Below are 17,393 nucleotides of genomic sequence, written 5' to 3' on the forward strand. Positions count from 1 at the left end.
GATACGTTAGAAATCAACGGCCAACGGTTCATCACTGGACTTCAAGAGCACCAAACACAACTACTCAAATTACTCGGTAGATTCTATGAGGTAGTTTATTCCTAAATTAGCTGCGGAATGTCGGATAGATAATAATTATGTAAATAGTATGTTTGCTTCTTGGTGCGATTGAAAAAGTTTGAGCAATGTAAACAACATTACATTTAAGTGCGATTTTTGCGTGCAGAATTTAATGATAAATCTATAATTTAATCAATGCACGCGCAAATGATCCGCGTATGTATTCGTAACCTTACTCTTCTTTGACTTCATTTTTTGTAGTCCACAAACCTAATCATCATGGTAACACTATGAATATAAAGGATTTATTTCGAGTATTTTTCGGTGCAATCATACTCGTGTCAGGGATAACTCTGTTTTTAGCCTTACAACTCAAACAGAACGTAGAAGCCAGTTATGCCGCCGCAGACTATCGCTATAACGTTAGCCACTTAGCGAAACTCTCTACCTCAAACTCAACACTCCTCACTCTCAATGCACGACAGTTCGTCGCCACACTCGACCCAAAATATCGCGACAAATACAACCGGATTGTCGATCAAATAACGGGCAAAGCGCCAATGTACGATGGCCGATCGCTAGAATACCAACAACGTTTAAAAGAGCTTGGTGTACCCAGCAACCTGATGACGTATTTGGCCGAATCCAACAACCTCTCAGTGGCACTAGTGAATACCGAAGTGAAAGCATTTGGTTTGGTTGAACCCTTTGTCGGTAAACGTATCGAAGACCTGAATAAAGAGGAATTTTCCGCGTGGAAACAAGCCATGGATCTGCTGCATGATGAAAACTACATGCGCGAAGTGGCTAAAATCGTTGCCCCCGTCAGCAAATTTATTGAACTCGCCAACCAAAATGCAGCCAACGATGTGAAGCTAGCAAAACAGGAAATTGCCACCAGCACGCTGCTGAGCATCTCGTTCTTGGTCTGCGTTATTGCCCTGATTGTCATCTGCTATTTCATTTTGCAGCGCAAAGTGATCTCACGCATTCAAGTGCTTCGAGGCGAGGCAAATCGCGTTGCGGAAGGCGATTTTACTCAACTGCTGGCGATTTCTGGCAAAGACGAAATTACCGCTCTCTCGACTGCCTTCAACCATATGATCGGTAATATTTCTACTTTGATCCGCGATATTCGCCAGCAAGCGATGCGCGCAGAAAGCGAGTCAAATACTTTGCGTGACATTACCGAACGGACACAAAATCTCAGCTCAGAACAAAGCCAATCGATCGAGGTGATCGCCAGTTCTGTCTACGAAAACCTCGCCGCGGTGAAAGAAGTCACCAATAGTTGTACTGAAACCTCGGTGCAAGCGGCCTCCGCCAACCAACAGTCGCTTGAAAGCCAAGCGACAGTGAAAGAAAACATCGGCTCGGTACAGTTGGTTGCAACGCGTTTACAAAGCGCCAACGATCGCATTGCGCAACTGGCAAGCGCAGTATCAGATGTGGGTGAGATCTTAAACGTGATAGAAGCAATTGCCGAGCAGACCAACCTTCTCGCCCTCAATGCTGCAATTGAAGCAGCGCGCGCCGGAGAGCAAGGACGTGGCTTTGCCGTGGTCGCAGACGAAGTTCGCTCGCTGGCCAAACGCACTCAAGATTCGACCGATGAGATCCAACGTAAGCTCTCGACACTTTCGGAATATTCACGTGCCGTTTCTGAAGAGACCAAACTTTGCACACAAGATACCGAAATGGCCGTGCGCAAGTCTGCCGATGTTGGCGATGTGCTGAATGAAATCAGTGCGCTGATCACCCTGATTTCCGACCAAACATCGTCGATCGCCGCCGCTGCAGAAGAGCAGGAAAAAGTCTCGGAAGATATCTCCAATCGCATCCATAAAATCCGCGATGTGGCTGAAGAATCCGCGACACTGAGCGGCAACGTTTCCGACGCATCATCGCGCTTGAAAGATATTTCCAATGCGCTCACTCAGGGGTTGAATAAGTTTAAGCTCAGCAAAGGATAAAACAAACGCCGCACGAGACGGCGCTGGGTTACTTGAGGCTCATAGCCGCGTGGATAAGTTGCATGTGAATCGGCACTAAATCTTGATGATTGGTGCGATAGCCACCACCCACCACTGCCGCCAGTGGGATCGACAGCTCATTGGCGAGTGTGAGCAGAAATGTGTCGCGTTGATAAATCGCCTCACTCGACACATTAAGGTAACCCAGCTCATCTTGCTGATGGATATCGACTCCAGCGTCATAGAGGATCAAATCCGGTCGATGCAGATGGATGGCCATTGGCACTACCTCGCAAAACGCGGCGAGAGAGGCGTCGTCATCACTCTCGCGTGGCAAGGGCACATCGAAATCGGAATCGGGTTTACGCGCTGGAAAGTTTTTCTCGCAATGAAAGGAGAGCGTGATAATGTCATCACGCTGTTGGCATAAGGTCGCCGTACCATCGCCGTGGTGCACATCGCTATCAATGATCAGTACTTTATCCACGCCCTCTTGGCGCAAGGCGACATGAGCTGCCAACACCAAATCATTGAACAGACAAAAGCCGCTGCCAAAGTCGTGGTGAGCATGATGATAGCCGCCACTAAGATGAATGGCTAAGCCATGTTGCAGCGCTTTTTGCGCCGTCAGTACCGTTCCTCCCGCGGAGGTTAAGGTTCGCTCAATCAAATGTTCACTCCAAGGAAAGCCAATACGGCGCATTTTCGCCGCGGGAAGCTGACCAGACGCGAGTAGATCGACGTAGTGAGCACAATGGATCTGTTTCACGTCCTCTAAACTCAGAGCTTGTGGCTGATAAAAACGGATGTTGCTTTGCCAATGCGAACTGCCAGCCATCTGCCGGTTGATCTCTGCAAACAGATGGCGATATTTATTGATCGGGTAGCGATGTTCTGGCGGTAACGGCAGATCCGAATAAAGCGGATGATAGATAAGTGGCAACATCAGGATTAAACTCGACTATTCACTGTTATTAACGCGGCGTGGTTTACGACTCGCAGCATTTTTACTGGAAGTGGTGCGTGAAGCCGAAGTTCGGCCGCTACTTTTACGCCGCTTAAACGCAGGGCGCTCTACTTTTGGCAAATGCTGCAAAGATGGCGGCACAGGCGCGCTTTTCACTTGTGCCATTAAATCCGAGATCCGCGCTTCTAGCGCTTGCATGAAAGGCTGATACGCTTGATTGCGCTCCGCCATGCCCTGCAACTGGTGCTCCCAATGAGCCGTCATGTCTGGATAGGTCGATTCGTTCGGCAGCGCATTAACCAGACCTCGCCCCGCAGCGGTGCTTAAAATGGCTTTGCCTTGACGTGACAACAATTGGCGCTTGAACAAGGTATCTAAAATGCCCGCACGGGTCGCTTCAGTACCTAATCCGTCGGTGTCTCGTAAGATCTTCTTCAGCTCTTTATCCGCGACATAACGTGCAATACCCGTCATCGCCTGTAATAACGTCGCTTCGGTAAAATGCTTCGGCGGTTCTGTTTTACGATCGTTGATTTCCCCTTCCCGGCACATCAACACCGTACCTTTTTCTAATGGCGGCACAGTGTCTGTGCCATCATCTTCTTTCTCCGTCACGCCCGTTAAGCTCTTCCAGCCAGGGAAAAGCAGTTGACGCCCTTTGGCGATAAAAGTGCCCCCAGCAATGTCAAACACCAACTTGGCTTCGGCATACACCGCCGCAGGATAAAACTGCATCAGATACTGCCTAGATATGAGCTGGTAGATCTTCGTCTCCTGCCCCGAAAGTGCGTTGACGCTCGCCTGCTTTGGAGTGGGAATGATCGCATGATGCGCATCCACTTTACTGTCATTCCACGCTTTTGATTTGAGCGAGAGCTCCGCCCCATCAACGGCGGCAGCGAGTTCACGCGCATTATTGCTGATGGCCTGCATGACGGTCTTGGCCTGTGAAAGATGCTCTAGTGGCAAATAGCGACAATCAGAGCGCGGATAGGTGATCAGTTTGTGCTTTTCATACAGAGCCTGACAAGTATCCAGCACTTGCTGTGCGCTCATAGAAAAGCGCTTCGCTGCATCAATCTGCAATGCCGACAACGAATAGGGCAACGGCGCAGCTTGTTTGGTCTGTTTGTGCTCAGACTCTGTGACCGTCGCTGGCTGACCAGCAATACGCTGCGCAACATTCTCCACCAATTTACGATTAAGAATGCGCCCTTCTTCATCTTGCCAAGGTTTGCACGCCTCACTCGGTTTCCAGCGCGCGCGAATATCAAAAGCGACAGCGTTGTACTGATAGGGGATCAGCGCATGCAACGTAAAATAGTCGCGCGGGATAAAATTTTCGATCTCTTCATCACGGCGCACCACCAAACCCAATACTGGCGTTTGCACTCGCCCCACCGACAAAACGCCTTGATAGCCCGCTTTTTGCCCAAGTAAGGTATACGCGCGCGACATGTTCATGCCGTATAACCAGTCAGCGCGTGAACGAGCCAGCGCCGAGACCGATAGCGGGATAAAGTCGCGATTGCTGCGCATTGAGGAAATGGCTCTTTTGACAGCAGGTAAGTTAAGGTCACTGATCAAAAGTCGCTGCGCCGCTTCTTTCTTCGTTTTACTCACTTTGCAGTAGTCGAGCACTTCATCCACCAGCAATTGCCCTTCGCGATCGGGGTCCCCCGCATGCACCACTTGAGTCGCCTCTTTGAGCAGTTTTTTGATCACCGCAAGCTGCTTTGCCGACGTTTTCCGCGGGCGCAACTGCCACTGCTGCGGCACAATGGGCAAATCGGCCATGTTCCACTTTTTATAGCGCTCATCGTAAGCATCCGGCTCTACTTGCTCAAGCAAATGTCCGATGCACCAAGTCACCACATCTCCATTGCCACAGACAATGAAGCCTTGATCTTTTTTCTGCGGATTAGGGAGAGCAGCGGCAATTGCGCGGCCAAGGCTGGGCTTTTCAGCGATAAAAAGTCGGCTCATAGCGATATAAGAAGAGAAACAATAAAGGGCCACCTTAGCGGATGTGGCCCTGAAAAATCAAGAAAAACTGTATAAATAACCAGTTACAAGTATTCAACAAACTTTGACAGATCGCGCTCAGGCACTTTCATCGCGCTGCAATCGGCCGTACCGAGATAGAGGAAACCGACAATTGCATCGTCGCCTTGTAGGCCAAACGCTTGAGTAACTTGAGGATGAAACATCCACTCGCCGGATCGCCAAATGCCTTGAAACCCTTGTGCCACCGCAGCCATTTGCATCGCTTGCACAGCGCATCCCGCGGAAAGATGTTGCTCAAAAGCGGGAACTTTGTCGTGTTCGGTCACTTTGGCCACCACAGTGATCACCATCGGCGCGCGAAACGGCGCATTTTTCAGCTTTTCCAGTACGGCTTCATCGCATTGATCTGCGCGTCCGGCTTTTAGCAAAATATCCGCCAGTTTTTTCAGGCCTGCTCCTTGCGCAATCACAAAGCGCCAAGGCGTCAGACCGCCGTGATCCGGTGCGCGTAAACCAGCGCGAATGATGTTTTCCAGCGCTTTGCCTTCCGGCGCAGGCGCACTCAACTTAGCGATAGAACGGCGGTTTAATAGCAGTTCGAGAGCGTCCATGGATCTGTCCTTTTCAAAAGTGTGAGTCAGTGAGTTGCTATTCTTAGCGGGGTAACCCGATTGCGCCTCACTTTAGCATAATTCAAGCGTGTCAATAACACCCTGTTTTCTGTGGAAATAACGCCAATAAAAAAGCCGCGCATGGCACGGCTCTGAATTGATTCACTTGGCGTAGTTACAGCTTAATCGCCAGTTTCATCCCTTGTTTGATGGCGCGTACCGCGTCAAGTTCGCCAGCGTAATCAGCACCACCGATGACGTGCAGTTTATCACCCAGCTCTGACCATTGACTTTCAAACGGACGAACGGACTCCTGCCCTGCACAGACGATGATGCTATCCGCATCAAGGATCTGTTCCTTGCCATCTAAACGAATGTGCAAGCCCTCTGGAGTAATTTTCTCATAACTCACCCCACCGAGCAGATTCACGCCGCGTTTCTCCAAAGTACGTTTGTGGATCCAACCTGTGGTTTTCCCCGGACCACGGCCGACGCGCCCTTTGCGACGCTGCAATAGCCACACGGTTTTATCGCTGACGGCGTCAGGGAATGGGTAGAGACCGCCCGGATGCGCCATCTCTTTATCAATGCCCCATTCGTGGAGCCAATCGTCGAGCGTGTGCTGCGCAGGCTCCGTTACCATGCTGGCCACATCAACGCCAATGCCACCGGCACCAATGATCGCCACTTTCTCGCCCACAGGCGTTTTGTCACGAATCAGGGTTTGGTAGTCAATCACTTTATCGCTGCCTTCAAGCCCCTGAATGCTCACTTTGCGCGGTTCAACCCCAGTGGCCAAAACCACTTCGTCGTACTCTTTGAGCAGCTCTAAGCTCGCTTCGGTATCGAGGCGCAGGTTTACGCCTGTTTCGTCAATCATGTTGGCAAAGTAGCGAATGGTTTCACGAAACTCTTCTTTGCCGGGAATTTGCATGGCTAAGCGGAATTGGCCACCAATGCGGTCATTTTTCTCAATCAAATCAACACTGTGACCACGTTTGGCCAAGGTTGTCGCACAAGAGAGCCCCGCCGGCCCTGCGCCCACCACTGCGATGCGTTTTTTCTCCAGCGCAGGCTCCACCACGATCTCCGTCTCATAACACGCCAGTGGGTTGACCAAGCAACTGGCTCGTTTAGCCTGAAATACGTTATCAAGACAAGCTTGGTTACAACCAATACAGGTGTTGATGAGGTGCGCTTTCTGCTGCTCCGCTTTGGCAATAAAATGCGGATCAGCCAAAAACGGGCGGGCCATGGAAACCATATCGGCTTGGCCTGAGGCCAAAATACGCTCGGCTTCTTCTGGCGTATTGATGCGATTACAAGTCACTATCGGTACTGAGACATGCGGTTTAACTTTCTCGGTAACCCAAGTAAATGCACCGCGCGGTACTTGGGTAGCGATGGTCGGAATGCGCGCTTCGTGCCAGCCAATGCCGGTATTGATAATGGTCACGCCCGCATTTTCAAGCGCTTTGGCCAGTAGGATAACGTCTTCAAACGTGCTGCCCTGCTCGACCAAATCGAGCATCGACAGGCGGAAGATAATGATAAATTCCTGCCCAACGGCTTTGCGTACCGCTTTGACCACTTCGACCGCAAAGCGCATGCGTTTACGGTAACTGCCGCCCCAATCGTCGTAGCGCATGTTAGTGCGTTTACAGAGGAACTGGTTAATCAGGTAGCCTTCTGAGCCCATGATTTCGACACCATCGTAACCAGCCAATTGGGCCAACTCTGCACTGTTGGCAAAAGCGTCGATGGTTTTGCGGATCTGCCTTGGGCTCATTTCGCTCGGAGCGAATTTGGCAATCGGCGCTTTGATGCCCGAAGCACTCTGCGCGAAAGGGTGCATCGCATAGCGACCCGCATGTAAGATCTGCAAGGCGATTTTACCGCCATGTTTGTGTACTGCTTCGGTCACCACTTGGTGCGCGCGAGCATGTTTGGGTTTGCTAAATTCGGCGCTGAGTGGATGTAAGCGGCCACGTAAATTGGGGGAGAATCCGCCGGTCACAATCAGACCAACGCCACCTTTGGCACGTTCTTCATAAAAAGCAGCCAGCTTTTGCAATCCTTCCTTATGCTCTTCCAGGCCTGTATGCATCGACCCCATCAAAACTCGATTGCGTAGTTGGGTAAAACCGAGATCCAATGGTTGTAATAAGTGTGGGTACATGGCAGACATGACAAACTTCCATTTTTATTTATTGTGGTCTGACCACGTTATGACGAACAAAGCAAAAAATCAAACAGGTGTTTACATATTTGTAACACTGATCAATCTTGTTTCGTATATGCCATTTCATGAAGTTGCATGTTAAGCTTTGAAAAAATTATCTTTTGCGTTCTCAGAACGATTTTACTCTCCCCGCTGGGAACTTATTTCACTGTCAAACCACAGAATACAAAAGATAAGAACTGGTTTTCGCCGCGCGAAAGCCCAACGCATCTCGTTACGGAGACACAATGAAAAAAATATTCAAGCTCATTGGTTTGATTTTTAAAGGGATCTGGAAAGCAATCAGCTTTGTACGTCTAGCCCTAACAAACCTGATTTTTCTGCTATCCATCGCGTTAATCTATTTTGTTTATCTTCATGGCGCAGAAACACAGCCTCAAGTGGAAAAAGCTTCGGCACTGGTACTTAACCTGTCAGGCCCTATCGTTGAACAAAGCCAATATGTTCACCCGATGGACTCCATTACCGGCTCTTTGTTTGGTAACGAAATGCCGAAAGAAAACGTGCTGTTTGACGTGGTGAAAACCATTCGCTACGCCAAAGACGACGACAAGATCACCGGTATCGTATTGGCGCTGCGCGATTTGCCGGAAACGAACCTCACCAAACTGCGTTATATCGCCAAAGCGCTGAACGAATTTAAAACCAGCGGCAAGCCGATTTACGCCATCGGCGCATTTTATAACCAAAGTCAGTACTACCTCGCCAGTTACGCGGATAAAGTTTACTTGGCACCGGACGGTGGCGTGATGCTCAAAGGCTACAGTGCCTTCAACCTCTACTATAAAACCTTGCTCGAAAAACTGGAGGTCACCACTCACGTCTTCCGTGTTGGCACCTATAAGTCGGCAATTGAACCTTTCATTCGTGATGATATGTCACCGGCGGCAAAAGAGTCCGCCACTCGTTGGTTAAGCCAGATGTGGGGCGCTTATGTCGATGATGTCACCACCAATCGTAATATTGATGCGCAAACACTGAATCCCTCGATGGACGAGTTCTTAACCCAGCTCAAATCGGTCAACGGCGATCTTGCCGCACTGGCTCTCGAACTGGGCTTAGTCGACGAGTTAGCCACAAGGCAACAGTTGCGCGCCAAATTTGCTGAGCAATTTGGCAGTAACGGCGAAGATAGCTACAACGCCATTGGTTATTACGACTACCAAGCGACCATGCGTGACAACTTCAACCACACTGCTGACGATGTTGCGGTGGTGGTTGCTAGTGGCACCATTATGGATGGACAACAACCGCGTGGCACTGTGGGAGGCGACACCGTTGCTGGGCTGCTGCGTCAAGCGCGCAACGACGACAAAGTGAAAGCGGTTGTGCTGCGTGTGGACAGCCCTGGAGGCAGCGCCTTTGCTTCGGAAGTGATCCGCAACGAAGTACAAGCCTTAAAAGACGCGGGCAAACCTGTGGTGGTGTCAATGTCTAGCCTAGCCGCCTCGGGTGGCTACTGGATTTCGATGAGCGCCGATAAGATCATCGCCCAACCAACCACGCTGACGGGTTCGATTGGGATTTTCAGTGTCATTACCACGTTTGAGAAAGGTTTCAACAAACTCGGTATCTATACCGATGGTGTCGGTACCTCACCGTTCTCAAAAGAAGGCATCAGCACTGGCATTTCAGAAGGCGCCGCGCAAGCGTTCCAGATGGGCATTGAACACGGCTACCATCGTTTTATTAGCTTGGTGGGCAATAACCGCGACATGTCATTGGAAGCGGTTGACAAGGTCGCTCAAGGTCGAGTGTGGACAGGTTTTGACGCACTCAATCATGGTCTGATTGATCAAATCGGCGACTTTGACGACGCGGTCGCTGAAGCGGCAAAAATGGCCAATCTCGAGAGCTATAACCTTTACTGGGTCGAAGAGCCATTGTCACCGACTGAACAGTTCATCCAAGAGTTCATGAAGCAGGTCTCTATCTCTGTTGGTTTTGACGTGCAATCACTCATCCCACAAAGCTTACTGCCTGTCGCCAAACAGATGGAGCAACAGGCGTCGCTGCTGCAAAACTTCAATGATCCCAAAGGCTATTATGCTTTCTGCCTGAATTGTCAGGTAGAGTAATCCGACCAACTGGGGCATCACACGATGCCCCTTTTTATTGCAGCATATTCCGCTATAATTCCCGCTCTGTTCCCCCTACATCAGAGCGATAACGCACTATGACAAGAAAACACATCTACATTGCCTACACGGGCGGCACCATCGGCATGCAGAAATCTGACCACGGTTACGTACCCGTCGCTGGCTTTATGGAAAAGCAACTTGCCAGCATGCCTGAGTTCCACCGACCAGAGATGCCGCAATACACCATCCATGAATATGAGCCGCTGATCGACTCGTCAGACATGACGCCAGCCGATTGGCAGCAGATCGCCGATGATATTCGTGACAACTACGACAAGTATGATGGGTTTGTGATTCTGCACGGCACAGATACCATGGCGTACACCGCTTCTGCGCTCTCTTTTATGTTGGAAAATCTCGGTAAACCTGTGATTGTTACCGGTTCACAAATTCCTCTGGCGCAACTTCGCTCTGACGGTCAAGCCAACCTGCTCAATGCTCTGCACATTGCCGCTAACTACCCGATTAACGAAGTTACACTGTTCTTCAACAACCAACTGATGCGTGGCAATCGCAGCGTGAAATCGCACGCGGATGGTTTTAACGCCTTTACTTCACCGAATTTACCGCCATTGCTCGAAGCGGGTATCAACATCCAAGTCAGCAGCAACGTCAGTGTCGGCGCAAAACCGCAAGGCGAGTTTAAGGTGCACCACATCACCCCACAACCGATTGGCGTTATCACCATGTACCCGGGCATTTCCCATGAAGTAATCCGCAATACGCTGCGCCAGCCTGTGAATGCGATGATTCTGTTGACCTTCGGTGTAGGTAACGCACCACAAAACCCAGAGCTGCTCGGTCATTTGAAAGAGGCATCTGAACGAGGCGTAATCGTCGTTAACCTGACCCAATGTTTGGCAGGTAAAGTCAACATGGGCGGATACGCCACAGGGTGTGCTCTTGCGGAAGCCGGCGTGATCAGTGGCTATGATATGACACCCGAGGCAGCGCTCGCCAAATTACATTACCTGTTAAGCCAGAATCTGACTTACGAAGAAGTGAAGCAGCAGATGCAGCAAGTACTGCGCGGCGAAATGAGCTTATAAAGGAAAACTTAGAACCTAGGCTTGTTCTAGGTTCTAGGTTCTAGGTTCTAGGTTCTAGGTTCTAGGTTCTAGGTTCTAGGTTCTAGGTTCTAGGTTCTAGGTTCTAGGTTCTAGGTTCTTTAGCGATCAATCTCGGTTAGGATTGACTCGAACAATATCTTCTTGTCCTGCTTGAAACTGCTTTTTCAGCTCGGCTTTAGACTTAAAGCAAATCTCGCCACCAGCCGCAACCGACATATGTTGCGCGTCCGTATTATGCTTAGATTGATATAACATCACAGCTTGCATACAGGAATCTCGCTGTGCCTTCGAAAGTATTGTACCCTCAGGCCAGCGCCCAGTTTCTACCGCATAAGCCAAACGCTGATACACTTCTGGCGTCATTGCGTTTAATAGCTGTTCTGTGTCCATAAACTACCTTCTTACTGACATTTTGTTCACAGAAAATATCCGGATACTAAACTGAGTCAAGAAAGAGTAAATGAATTGTTGTAATGGATCACAAGCAAACGTCTATGAAAGTAAAAAAATGGTTAATCCCATTAAGCCTTCCCTTATTTCTTAGTGGCTGTCTTGAAGGTAACAAAACCACCGAACAGTTATGCCAGGCTTATCCCGATTTACGCTGCAATAAACTCAATATGGATGACGGCCAGTGCCGTATTGCGCGCACCGATCTCATTTGGCATCGCTTTGAAGTACTCAAAGATCCGTCCGATAAAAATAAAATTCGCGAATACCAATTAGTCGCAGACTATCGCAAATGCTTGGAGCTCGCTTCGCAGATCACCCCCATCGATCAAACCGAGCTTAAACAGAACCGATTTAATGCCTTGGTCCACAGTATTGCTGAGCTAGAGCGCATCGTTAAGGAGCTGCGTCAGTCTTCAAAGCCTGAGAGCCTCTACTTTCTCTGGAGCCAAACGGGCAGTCATGAAGCGCGACGTCAGTTTTTACAAATGGAAGGATCGCCACAGTTAGAGACGGCAGAAATGCAGTACGCACTTGCTACGTTTTATACCACTCGAGATGCCAAGAAAACGCTCGCCTTACTCAACCATTCACTTGAGCTTACCAAAGATGGCAAAGTGAATGTCGATGCGCTCAAATCGCTCGCCAGCACTAACCAAGGTTTAAGGCGCATGAAACATGCCTATCTGTGGGCCATGGTGGCGAAAGAGTTTGGCGTCCCGCTCGCCACCCAGCGCGAACTCAATATTATGTTCGGCTTTACTGACCAAGAATATGAACAACTCAACGAACTGGCGGACGAAGTGGTGTCCGCGCTGAAAAGTGGCCAGTATCGCGCGAGTTTAGTCCCCAAAACACTCTAACCTCTTTTTAAAACATACAGAAAAAAGCTAAATCAAAAACCTTCCTCTCAGAAGGTTTTTTACGCTCACTCGTTCCGCTCTCAAAAGGTGACAAAGCTTAAGCATTTATGAAATCAGCCAACATATTCTGCTGAATTATTCGTCATTCGTTGCCATTTTGTTGAAAATTAACGACACAGAATTGACACAAAAACGCTCGCCAGTGGTTGCCGGACCGTCGGGAAAAACGTGTCCCAGATGACTATCACAGGCTGCGCAACGTATTTCAACTCGCCTCATTCCGTGACTTAAGTCTTCTAAATAGCGGATGGCTTGGTCATTGATCGGTGCATCAAAACTTGGCCAACCACAACCAGAGTCATACTTGTTGAGTGATGAGAACAGCGGCGTTTGACAGCACGTACACACATATTCTCCCGTCTCTTTGTTGTGCAGTAGTTTGCCGCTAAAAGGTGGCTCCGTTCCCTGTTGCCGACAGATGTAATACTCTTCCTCGGAGAGCAGTTCACGCCACTGCTGGTCTGACTTCACCACGTTTTTTTCGTCTGATACCACGTTATCGTTTTCCTTATTTTTCCATTGTGCTGTGGAGTTTTTTTGCAAAAAACTTGCGGAACATTAAAGTTGTAGCACATACTTTTTCACCATAGTGTCCCGTGTTTCAAAATGGGTCAGGAGTCCCTGACTCCTGAGTTATTTTACGCCAACTGGCGAGTAGAATAATCCGTTCGAAGTTTAAAAAACGAGCATTTGCGATGAATTGTTAAAAAAAGCGACGCTTTTTTTTGACTTTAAACAAGTTAAGTCCGATTATCACTTGCAGATGTTTACTGGATTCTGTAATTTTACTACCAGTTATCTTTAATCAGAAATTAAGTTGTGGAGCAACTATAATGACTATCAAAGTAGGTATTAACGGTTTTGGCCGTATCGGTCGTTTCGTTTTCCGTGCAGCGCAAGAGCGTGCTGACATCGAAGTTGTAGGTATCAATGACCTTATCGACGTAGATTACATGGCATACATGCTGAAGTATGACTCAACTCACGGCCGTTTCAATGGTACTGTTGAAGTTGAAGGCGGTAACCTAATCGTTAACGGTAAAACTGTACGTGTAACTGCTGAGCGTAACCCAGAAGACCTTAAGTGGGATGCAATCGGTGTTGACGTAGTAGCTGAAGCAACTGGTCTATTCCTAGACGACGCAACAGCTCGTAAACACATCACAGCTGGTGCTAAGAAAGTTGTTCTAACTGGTCCTTCTAAAGACAAGACTCCAATGTTCGTAATGGGTGTTAACCACACTTCTTACGCTGGTCAAGACATCGTTTCTAACGCTTCTTGTACGACTAACTGTCTAGCTCCTATCGCTAAAGTTCTTAACGACAAGTTCGGTATCGAGTCTGGTCTGATGACAACAGTTCACGCAACTACAGCAACTCAAAAAACTGTAGACGGTCCTTCTGCGAAAGACTGGCGCGGTGGCCGTGGTGCTTCTCAGAACATCATCCCATCTTCAACTGGCGCAGCTAAAGCAGTAGGCGTTGTTCTTCCAGAACTAAACGGCAAACTAACTGGTATGGCTTTCCGCGTACCAACTGCTAACGTTTCTGTTGTTGACCTAACTGTTAACCTTAAAAACGGTGCATCTTACGAAGCTATCTGTGCAGCAATGAAAGAAGCTTCTGAAGGCGAACTAAAAGGCGTTCTAGGTTACACTGAAGATGCAGTCGTTTCTCAAGACTTCATCGGTGAAGTTCAAACTTCTGTATTCGATGCTAAAGCGGGTATCGCTCTAACTGATAACTTCGTTAAAGTTGTATCTTGGTACGACAACGAAATCGGTTACTCAAACAAAGTTCTAGACCTAATTGCTCACATCTCTAAGTAATCCTTAGATTTAAAAGTGATTAACGAAAACTTTCGTTAGACAAAAAGGCGACCTTAGGTCGCCTTTTTAGTATCAGAGATTTGTGAATACCAATTTCAGTTGGCTATTGCTGACGATTCAACACAGCAACTCGACATTTGGTTTTGGCAAATCTTATCTTTAGAAGCTGATTTTTAAGGATATACAGATGGAACTCAAAAACCTTCCTGCTCTTACGGTGCTATCCGATTGCGTGACCATCGTCGAAGTCGATCAAGTGAAAATTGTCCGTGTCATGCACGAAAAAGCGAGCGCAGGCATCGCTTTGCATGGCGGCCACGTGGTCTCTTTTGCGCCTCAAGGCCAAAAAGAGTTGATTTGGATGAGCGACAAGGCGATCTTTGACGGCAAAGCGGCGCTACGCGGTGGGATCCCAGTGTGTTGGCCTTGGTTTGGCCGCATTGCCGCGCCAGCACACGGTTTTGCCCGTTCAACTGAGTGGCAGTTGCTGGAACATCGTGAAAACGAAAGCGGTGTGATTGTCGAATTAGGTCTATTTGCCAGCGAAGAGACCCATCAGATTTGGCCCTACCTGTTTGATGCTCGTTTGATCGTAGAGGTGGGCGACCGGCTCAACGTGACGCTGAAAGTGTCTAACATTGATGACAAACCTTGGACGTTCTCTGGCGCACTGCATACCTATCTAAACGTGGGTGACATTAGCCAAACGGAAATATCCGGCATGGGTGCAGAGTATATCGACAGCTTATTGCAAGGCCAGGTTTGCCAAGGTGAAAATGTCCTGAAACTGAGCGACACCATCGATCGCGTTTACACTCAGCCTGAAGCGCAAATCCTCGTCAACGATCCTCTCTTTGAGCGTACCTTGTGTGTTGAGAACCAAGGCCACAACTCAGCCGTACTGTGGAACCCGTGGGCTGAAGGAGCCAAAGGCATGGCCGATATGTCAGATAACGGCTATCAAACCATGTTGTGTGTCGAATCGACGCTGCACGCAGCGAGTATTGATCAAGGTAAAACGCTGCAACCGGGTGAAACTCACCAACTCAGCACGACAATTTCCTCTCTATAAGTTCAGCAGCCGGCCTAGCCCGGCTGTTTTTTTATCCCGCTGTTCACTCATTTCTCAAGACTGACCAATTTTAATCAATCGATTTATTAATAAGAATCAAAGCACCTTGGCCCACCGCACGCAAATGTCCGTCAAAGAGGTCGTGACCATTATCGCCAAGCTCAAAGCCTCAACCGTTAATGCAGTAAATTTGATGACCCAAAGTCAAAGCAACGCCAATCAAGCCTTGGATAAAGCGCAAGAAGGTGGTTCAGCGCTAGAAGCGATTACTGGGCAAGTTCACGCGATTGCAGCGCCGGCCGATACGATTGCTGCCACCGCTGAAGAGCAGGCGCAAGTATCTTAAGAGATCGCCGCCAGTGCTCATACGATTAGCGAACTCAACCTCGAGAGCAAAGCGACCAGCGCGCAAACGGCGCAAAGTACCAACGAGTTACAAAAGCAAGCGAACTCACTCAAGCAGCAAGTGAGCTTTTTCCACTAACTCTTTCTCCAACAAGGGCAGTTCTCCTGCCCTTTGCTCATTCTTGGCCTGTAACGCTCATGGTTTTAACGACGTAAACTGCACTTTAATGCGTTGCAGCCCTGCCGCATTGGGTAGGCTTTCAACCTGTTGGACATCCGCGTTGAAATAATAAGGCGCGAGGTGCTCTGCTTGCGCCTTGTCCATCGCATAGTAGAGCGTAACCGGCTTTTTGCTCATCTGCTGGCTAAAAAGGTATCCAACCAATGCATGTTCAAATTGATGATAGGCATTGCCCCAGTGAAAAGCCTTGGTGGATTGCGGGTTGAGGCCCACGCCGCCAAAACGAGGATCAACCCAAATCTGCATAAAACTTGGTAAGGTGTAATACAGTACCTCGGGGACGTTGCCATCGAGTAACGCCAGCGTCATCGCCGCTTGGTCCAATTCGGCCCATTCCCAGGAAGAAATCCCATTATTGCCCGGACGGCTGCGCCAACTCAGGACTTGCTGCCCTTTCCATTGCGCTTGCAACGCTGGTGGGACCCAAGGTTCAATATCCGCCCAATTCGGTGCGTATTGCGCTTGCTGCAATGTATGCTGCATGCCTTTGTGCGCGAGCGTCTGCCAAGCTGCATTGCCCAGTTTTTGCCCACTCAGATAGGTCATCCAATACGCTTTAATGGTATGACCGAAATCGTTGTGCTTCGCGCTTTGCATCATCACCGATGTGTGATGAATTGCTCCATAGAAACGCTGTTCCTCAGCCGAGTAATAGTGGCTTAGCATCACTTGTGTCAGCCAATTGAGATCCTCTAGCCAGCGGCTTTTATGCGGTTCTGGGAGTAGCGGAGCAACCAACAGTAGATAGCCATTGATCTGATCAAGCTGAGCGACCAGCTCACGTTGCTTGGCACTTTGTTCATCGCCATCTTCCAGCACCCAAGCGAGTCCCTTGCCATCGGGTAAACGATACTTATCAAAAATAAAGCGCTGCTGCTGGATCAACACCGACTCAATTTGCGCGTCGCGAGTAAGATAATAGAGCATCGCCAGCCCGACCAAAGCATACGCTTGATCTTGCGAAGTGCGCTGTTGCCACTCAAGCCCAGCATTACCCTGCTGAGTGAAGCTGATAAAGCCGCCATGCTCCTTATCTTGCAGCTCTTCGATTAAATACTTCGCCCCCTGACGCGCGAGCTTGAGCGCCTCAGGATCGCCAGTGAGATGAAAAAGCACCCCGTACGCATAGGTTTGCCGCGATTTCATCCGCGTATATTCGCGGCCAAAATGCGGGGTTATCCAACCATAATTGAGCTCCGCGCAAACGCGTTTCACATCCAGCAACTGTCCATCGTCGCAACGAAAGGTGGGGAAATTACCCTCTGGCTCCCCTCGGGCACTCGGCATCATCCAATAAGGCGCTAACCCCTGCTTGGCATGCGCCAGCCATTGCTCACCATCTGGTAACGAAAGGGACGCGGCACTAGCATGCACAATGACCGCGCCCATTCCCAGAACGGCACTCAAACACGTTCTTTTTAACCATTTGTTTTTCTTCATCATTACCCCTAGGTGACAAATA

Annotated in this window: 13 protein-coding genes and 1 pseudogene; 7 read left to right on the forward strand and 7 right to left on the reverse strand. The window is 49.1% G+C overall.

Going from position 1 to position 17,393, the window contains the following annotated elements; all coding sequences use genetic code 11:
- Positions 1 to 398 precede the first annotated feature (398 nt).
- On the forward strand, positions 399 to 2,033 hold the full coding sequence (locus UF06_RS05480; protein WP_045569551.1) for a methyl-accepting chemotaxis protein: 1,635 nt from the start codon (positions 399 to 401) through the stop codon (positions 2,031 to 2,033).
- Between the two features lie 28 nt (positions 2,034 to 2,061).
- Here the strand turns inward: UF06_RS05480 and UF06_RS05485 are convergent, their stop codons facing one another.
- The 4 genes from UF06_RS05485 to UF06_RS05500 all read right to left on the reverse strand — a co-directional run bounded on the left by UF06_RS05485 (position 2,062) and on the right by UF06_RS05500 (position 7,806).
- Positions 2,062 to 2,979, reverse strand: coding sequence for a histone deacetylase (locus UF06_RS05485; protein WP_045569552.1), 918 nt, complete (start codon positions 2,977 to 2,979; stop codon positions 2,062 to 2,064).
- Positions 2,980 to 2,994: 15 nt separating this feature from the next.
- Positions 2,995 to 4,986: a DNA topoisomerase III gene (locus UF06_RS05490; protein WP_045569553.1), complete on the reverse strand. Its 1,992-nt coding sequence runs from the start codon at positions 4,984 to 4,986 to the stop codon at positions 2,995 to 2,997.
- An 83-nt stretch (positions 4,987 to 5,069) separates the two neighbouring features.
- Positions 5,070 to 5,618, reverse strand: coding sequence for an NAD(P)H nitroreductase (locus tag UF06_RS05495; RefSeq protein ID WP_045569554.1), 549 nt, complete (start codon positions 5,616 to 5,618; stop codon positions 5,070 to 5,072).
- A gap of 175 nt (positions 5,619 to 5,793) precedes the next feature.
- The gene (locus UF06_RS05500; RefSeq protein ID WP_171816699.1) at positions 5,794 to 7,806 is read right to left on the reverse strand and encodes an NADPH-dependent 2,4-dienoyl-CoA reductase; all 2,013 of its coding nucleotides are present in this window, start codon (positions 7,804 to 7,806) and stop codon (positions 5,794 to 5,796) included.
- Between the two features lie 281 nt (positions 7,807 to 8,087).
- Between UF06_RS05500 and sppA the strand changes: the two genes are divergently transcribed.
- Positions 8,088 to 9,938, forward strand: coding sequence for a signal peptide peptidase SppA (gene sppA / locus UF06_RS05505; protein WP_045569555.1), 1,851 nt, complete (start codon positions 8,088 to 8,090; stop codon positions 9,936 to 9,938).
- Positions 9,939 to 10,036: 98 nt separating this feature from the next.
- Positions 10,037 to 11,050, forward strand: a complete 1,014-nt coding sequence (gene ansA, locus UF06_RS05510; protein WP_039430003.1) for an asparaginase — start codon at positions 10,037 to 10,039, stop codon at positions 11,048 to 11,050.
- Positions 11,051 to 11,176: 126 nt separating this feature from the next.
- Here ansA and UF06_RS05515 read toward each other — a convergent pair whose 3' ends face one another.
- Positions 11,177 to 11,461 carry a YeaC family protein gene (locus UF06_RS05515; RefSeq protein WP_039430005.1) on the reverse strand — a complete coding sequence of 95 codons (285 nt, stop codon included), beginning with the start codon at positions 11,459 to 11,461 and terminating at the stop codon, positions 11,177 to 11,179.
- A gap of 83 nt (positions 11,462 to 11,544) precedes the next feature.
- Here UF06_RS05515 and UF06_RS05520 point away from each other — a divergent pair, with 83 nt between their 5' ends.
- A complete protein-coding gene (locus UF06_RS05520) occupies positions 11,545 to 12,384 on the forward strand; it encodes a DUF2989 domain-containing protein (protein WP_045569556.1) in 840 nt (279 codons plus the stop codon).
- 135 nt (positions 12,385 to 12,519) lie between these two features.
- Here the strand turns inward: UF06_RS05520 and msrB are convergent, their stop codons facing one another.
- Complete coding sequence (gene msrB, locus UF06_RS05525) at positions 12,520 to 12,939, reverse strand: peptide-methionine (R)-S-oxide reductase MsrB (protein ID WP_139046274.1); 420 nt, start codon at positions 12,937 to 12,939, stop codon at positions 12,520 to 12,522.
- Positions 12,940 to 13,277: 338 nt separating this feature from the next.
- Between msrB and gap the strand changes: the two genes are divergently transcribed.
- From gap to UF06_RS23740, 3 genes and pseudogenes are all read left to right on the forward strand, one after another.
- Entirely contained in the window at positions 13,278 to 14,273 is a 996-nt protein-coding gene (gap, locus tag UF06_RS05530; RefSeq protein WP_045569558.1) for a type I glyceraldehyde-3-phosphate dehydrogenase, read from the forward strand.
- Between the two features lie 187 nt (positions 14,274 to 14,460).
- Entirely contained in the window at positions 14,461 to 15,345 is an 885-nt protein-coding gene (locus UF06_RS05535) for a D-hexose-6-phosphate mutarotase (protein WP_045569559.1), read from the forward strand.
- 103 nt (positions 15,346 to 15,448) lie between these two features.
- Positions 15,449 to 15,829 (forward strand): annotated as a pseudogene (locus UF06_RS23740) (methyl-accepting chemotaxis protein); the annotation flags it as partial.
- A 57-nt stretch (positions 15,830 to 15,886) separates the two neighbouring features.
- Here UF06_RS23740 and UF06_RS05545 read toward each other — a convergent pair.
- Positions 15,887 to 17,320: an AGE family epimerase/isomerase gene (locus UF06_RS05545; protein WP_171816701.1), complete on the reverse strand. Its 1,434-nt coding sequence runs from the start codon at positions 17,318 to 17,320 to the stop codon at positions 15,887 to 15,889.
- Positions 17,321 to 17,393 lie beyond the last annotated feature (73 nt).

The organism is Vibrio sp. S234-5 (assembly GCF_000960595.1).
Lineage (GTDB): Bacteria > Pseudomonadota > Gammaproteobacteria > Enterobacterales > Vibrionaceae > Vibrio.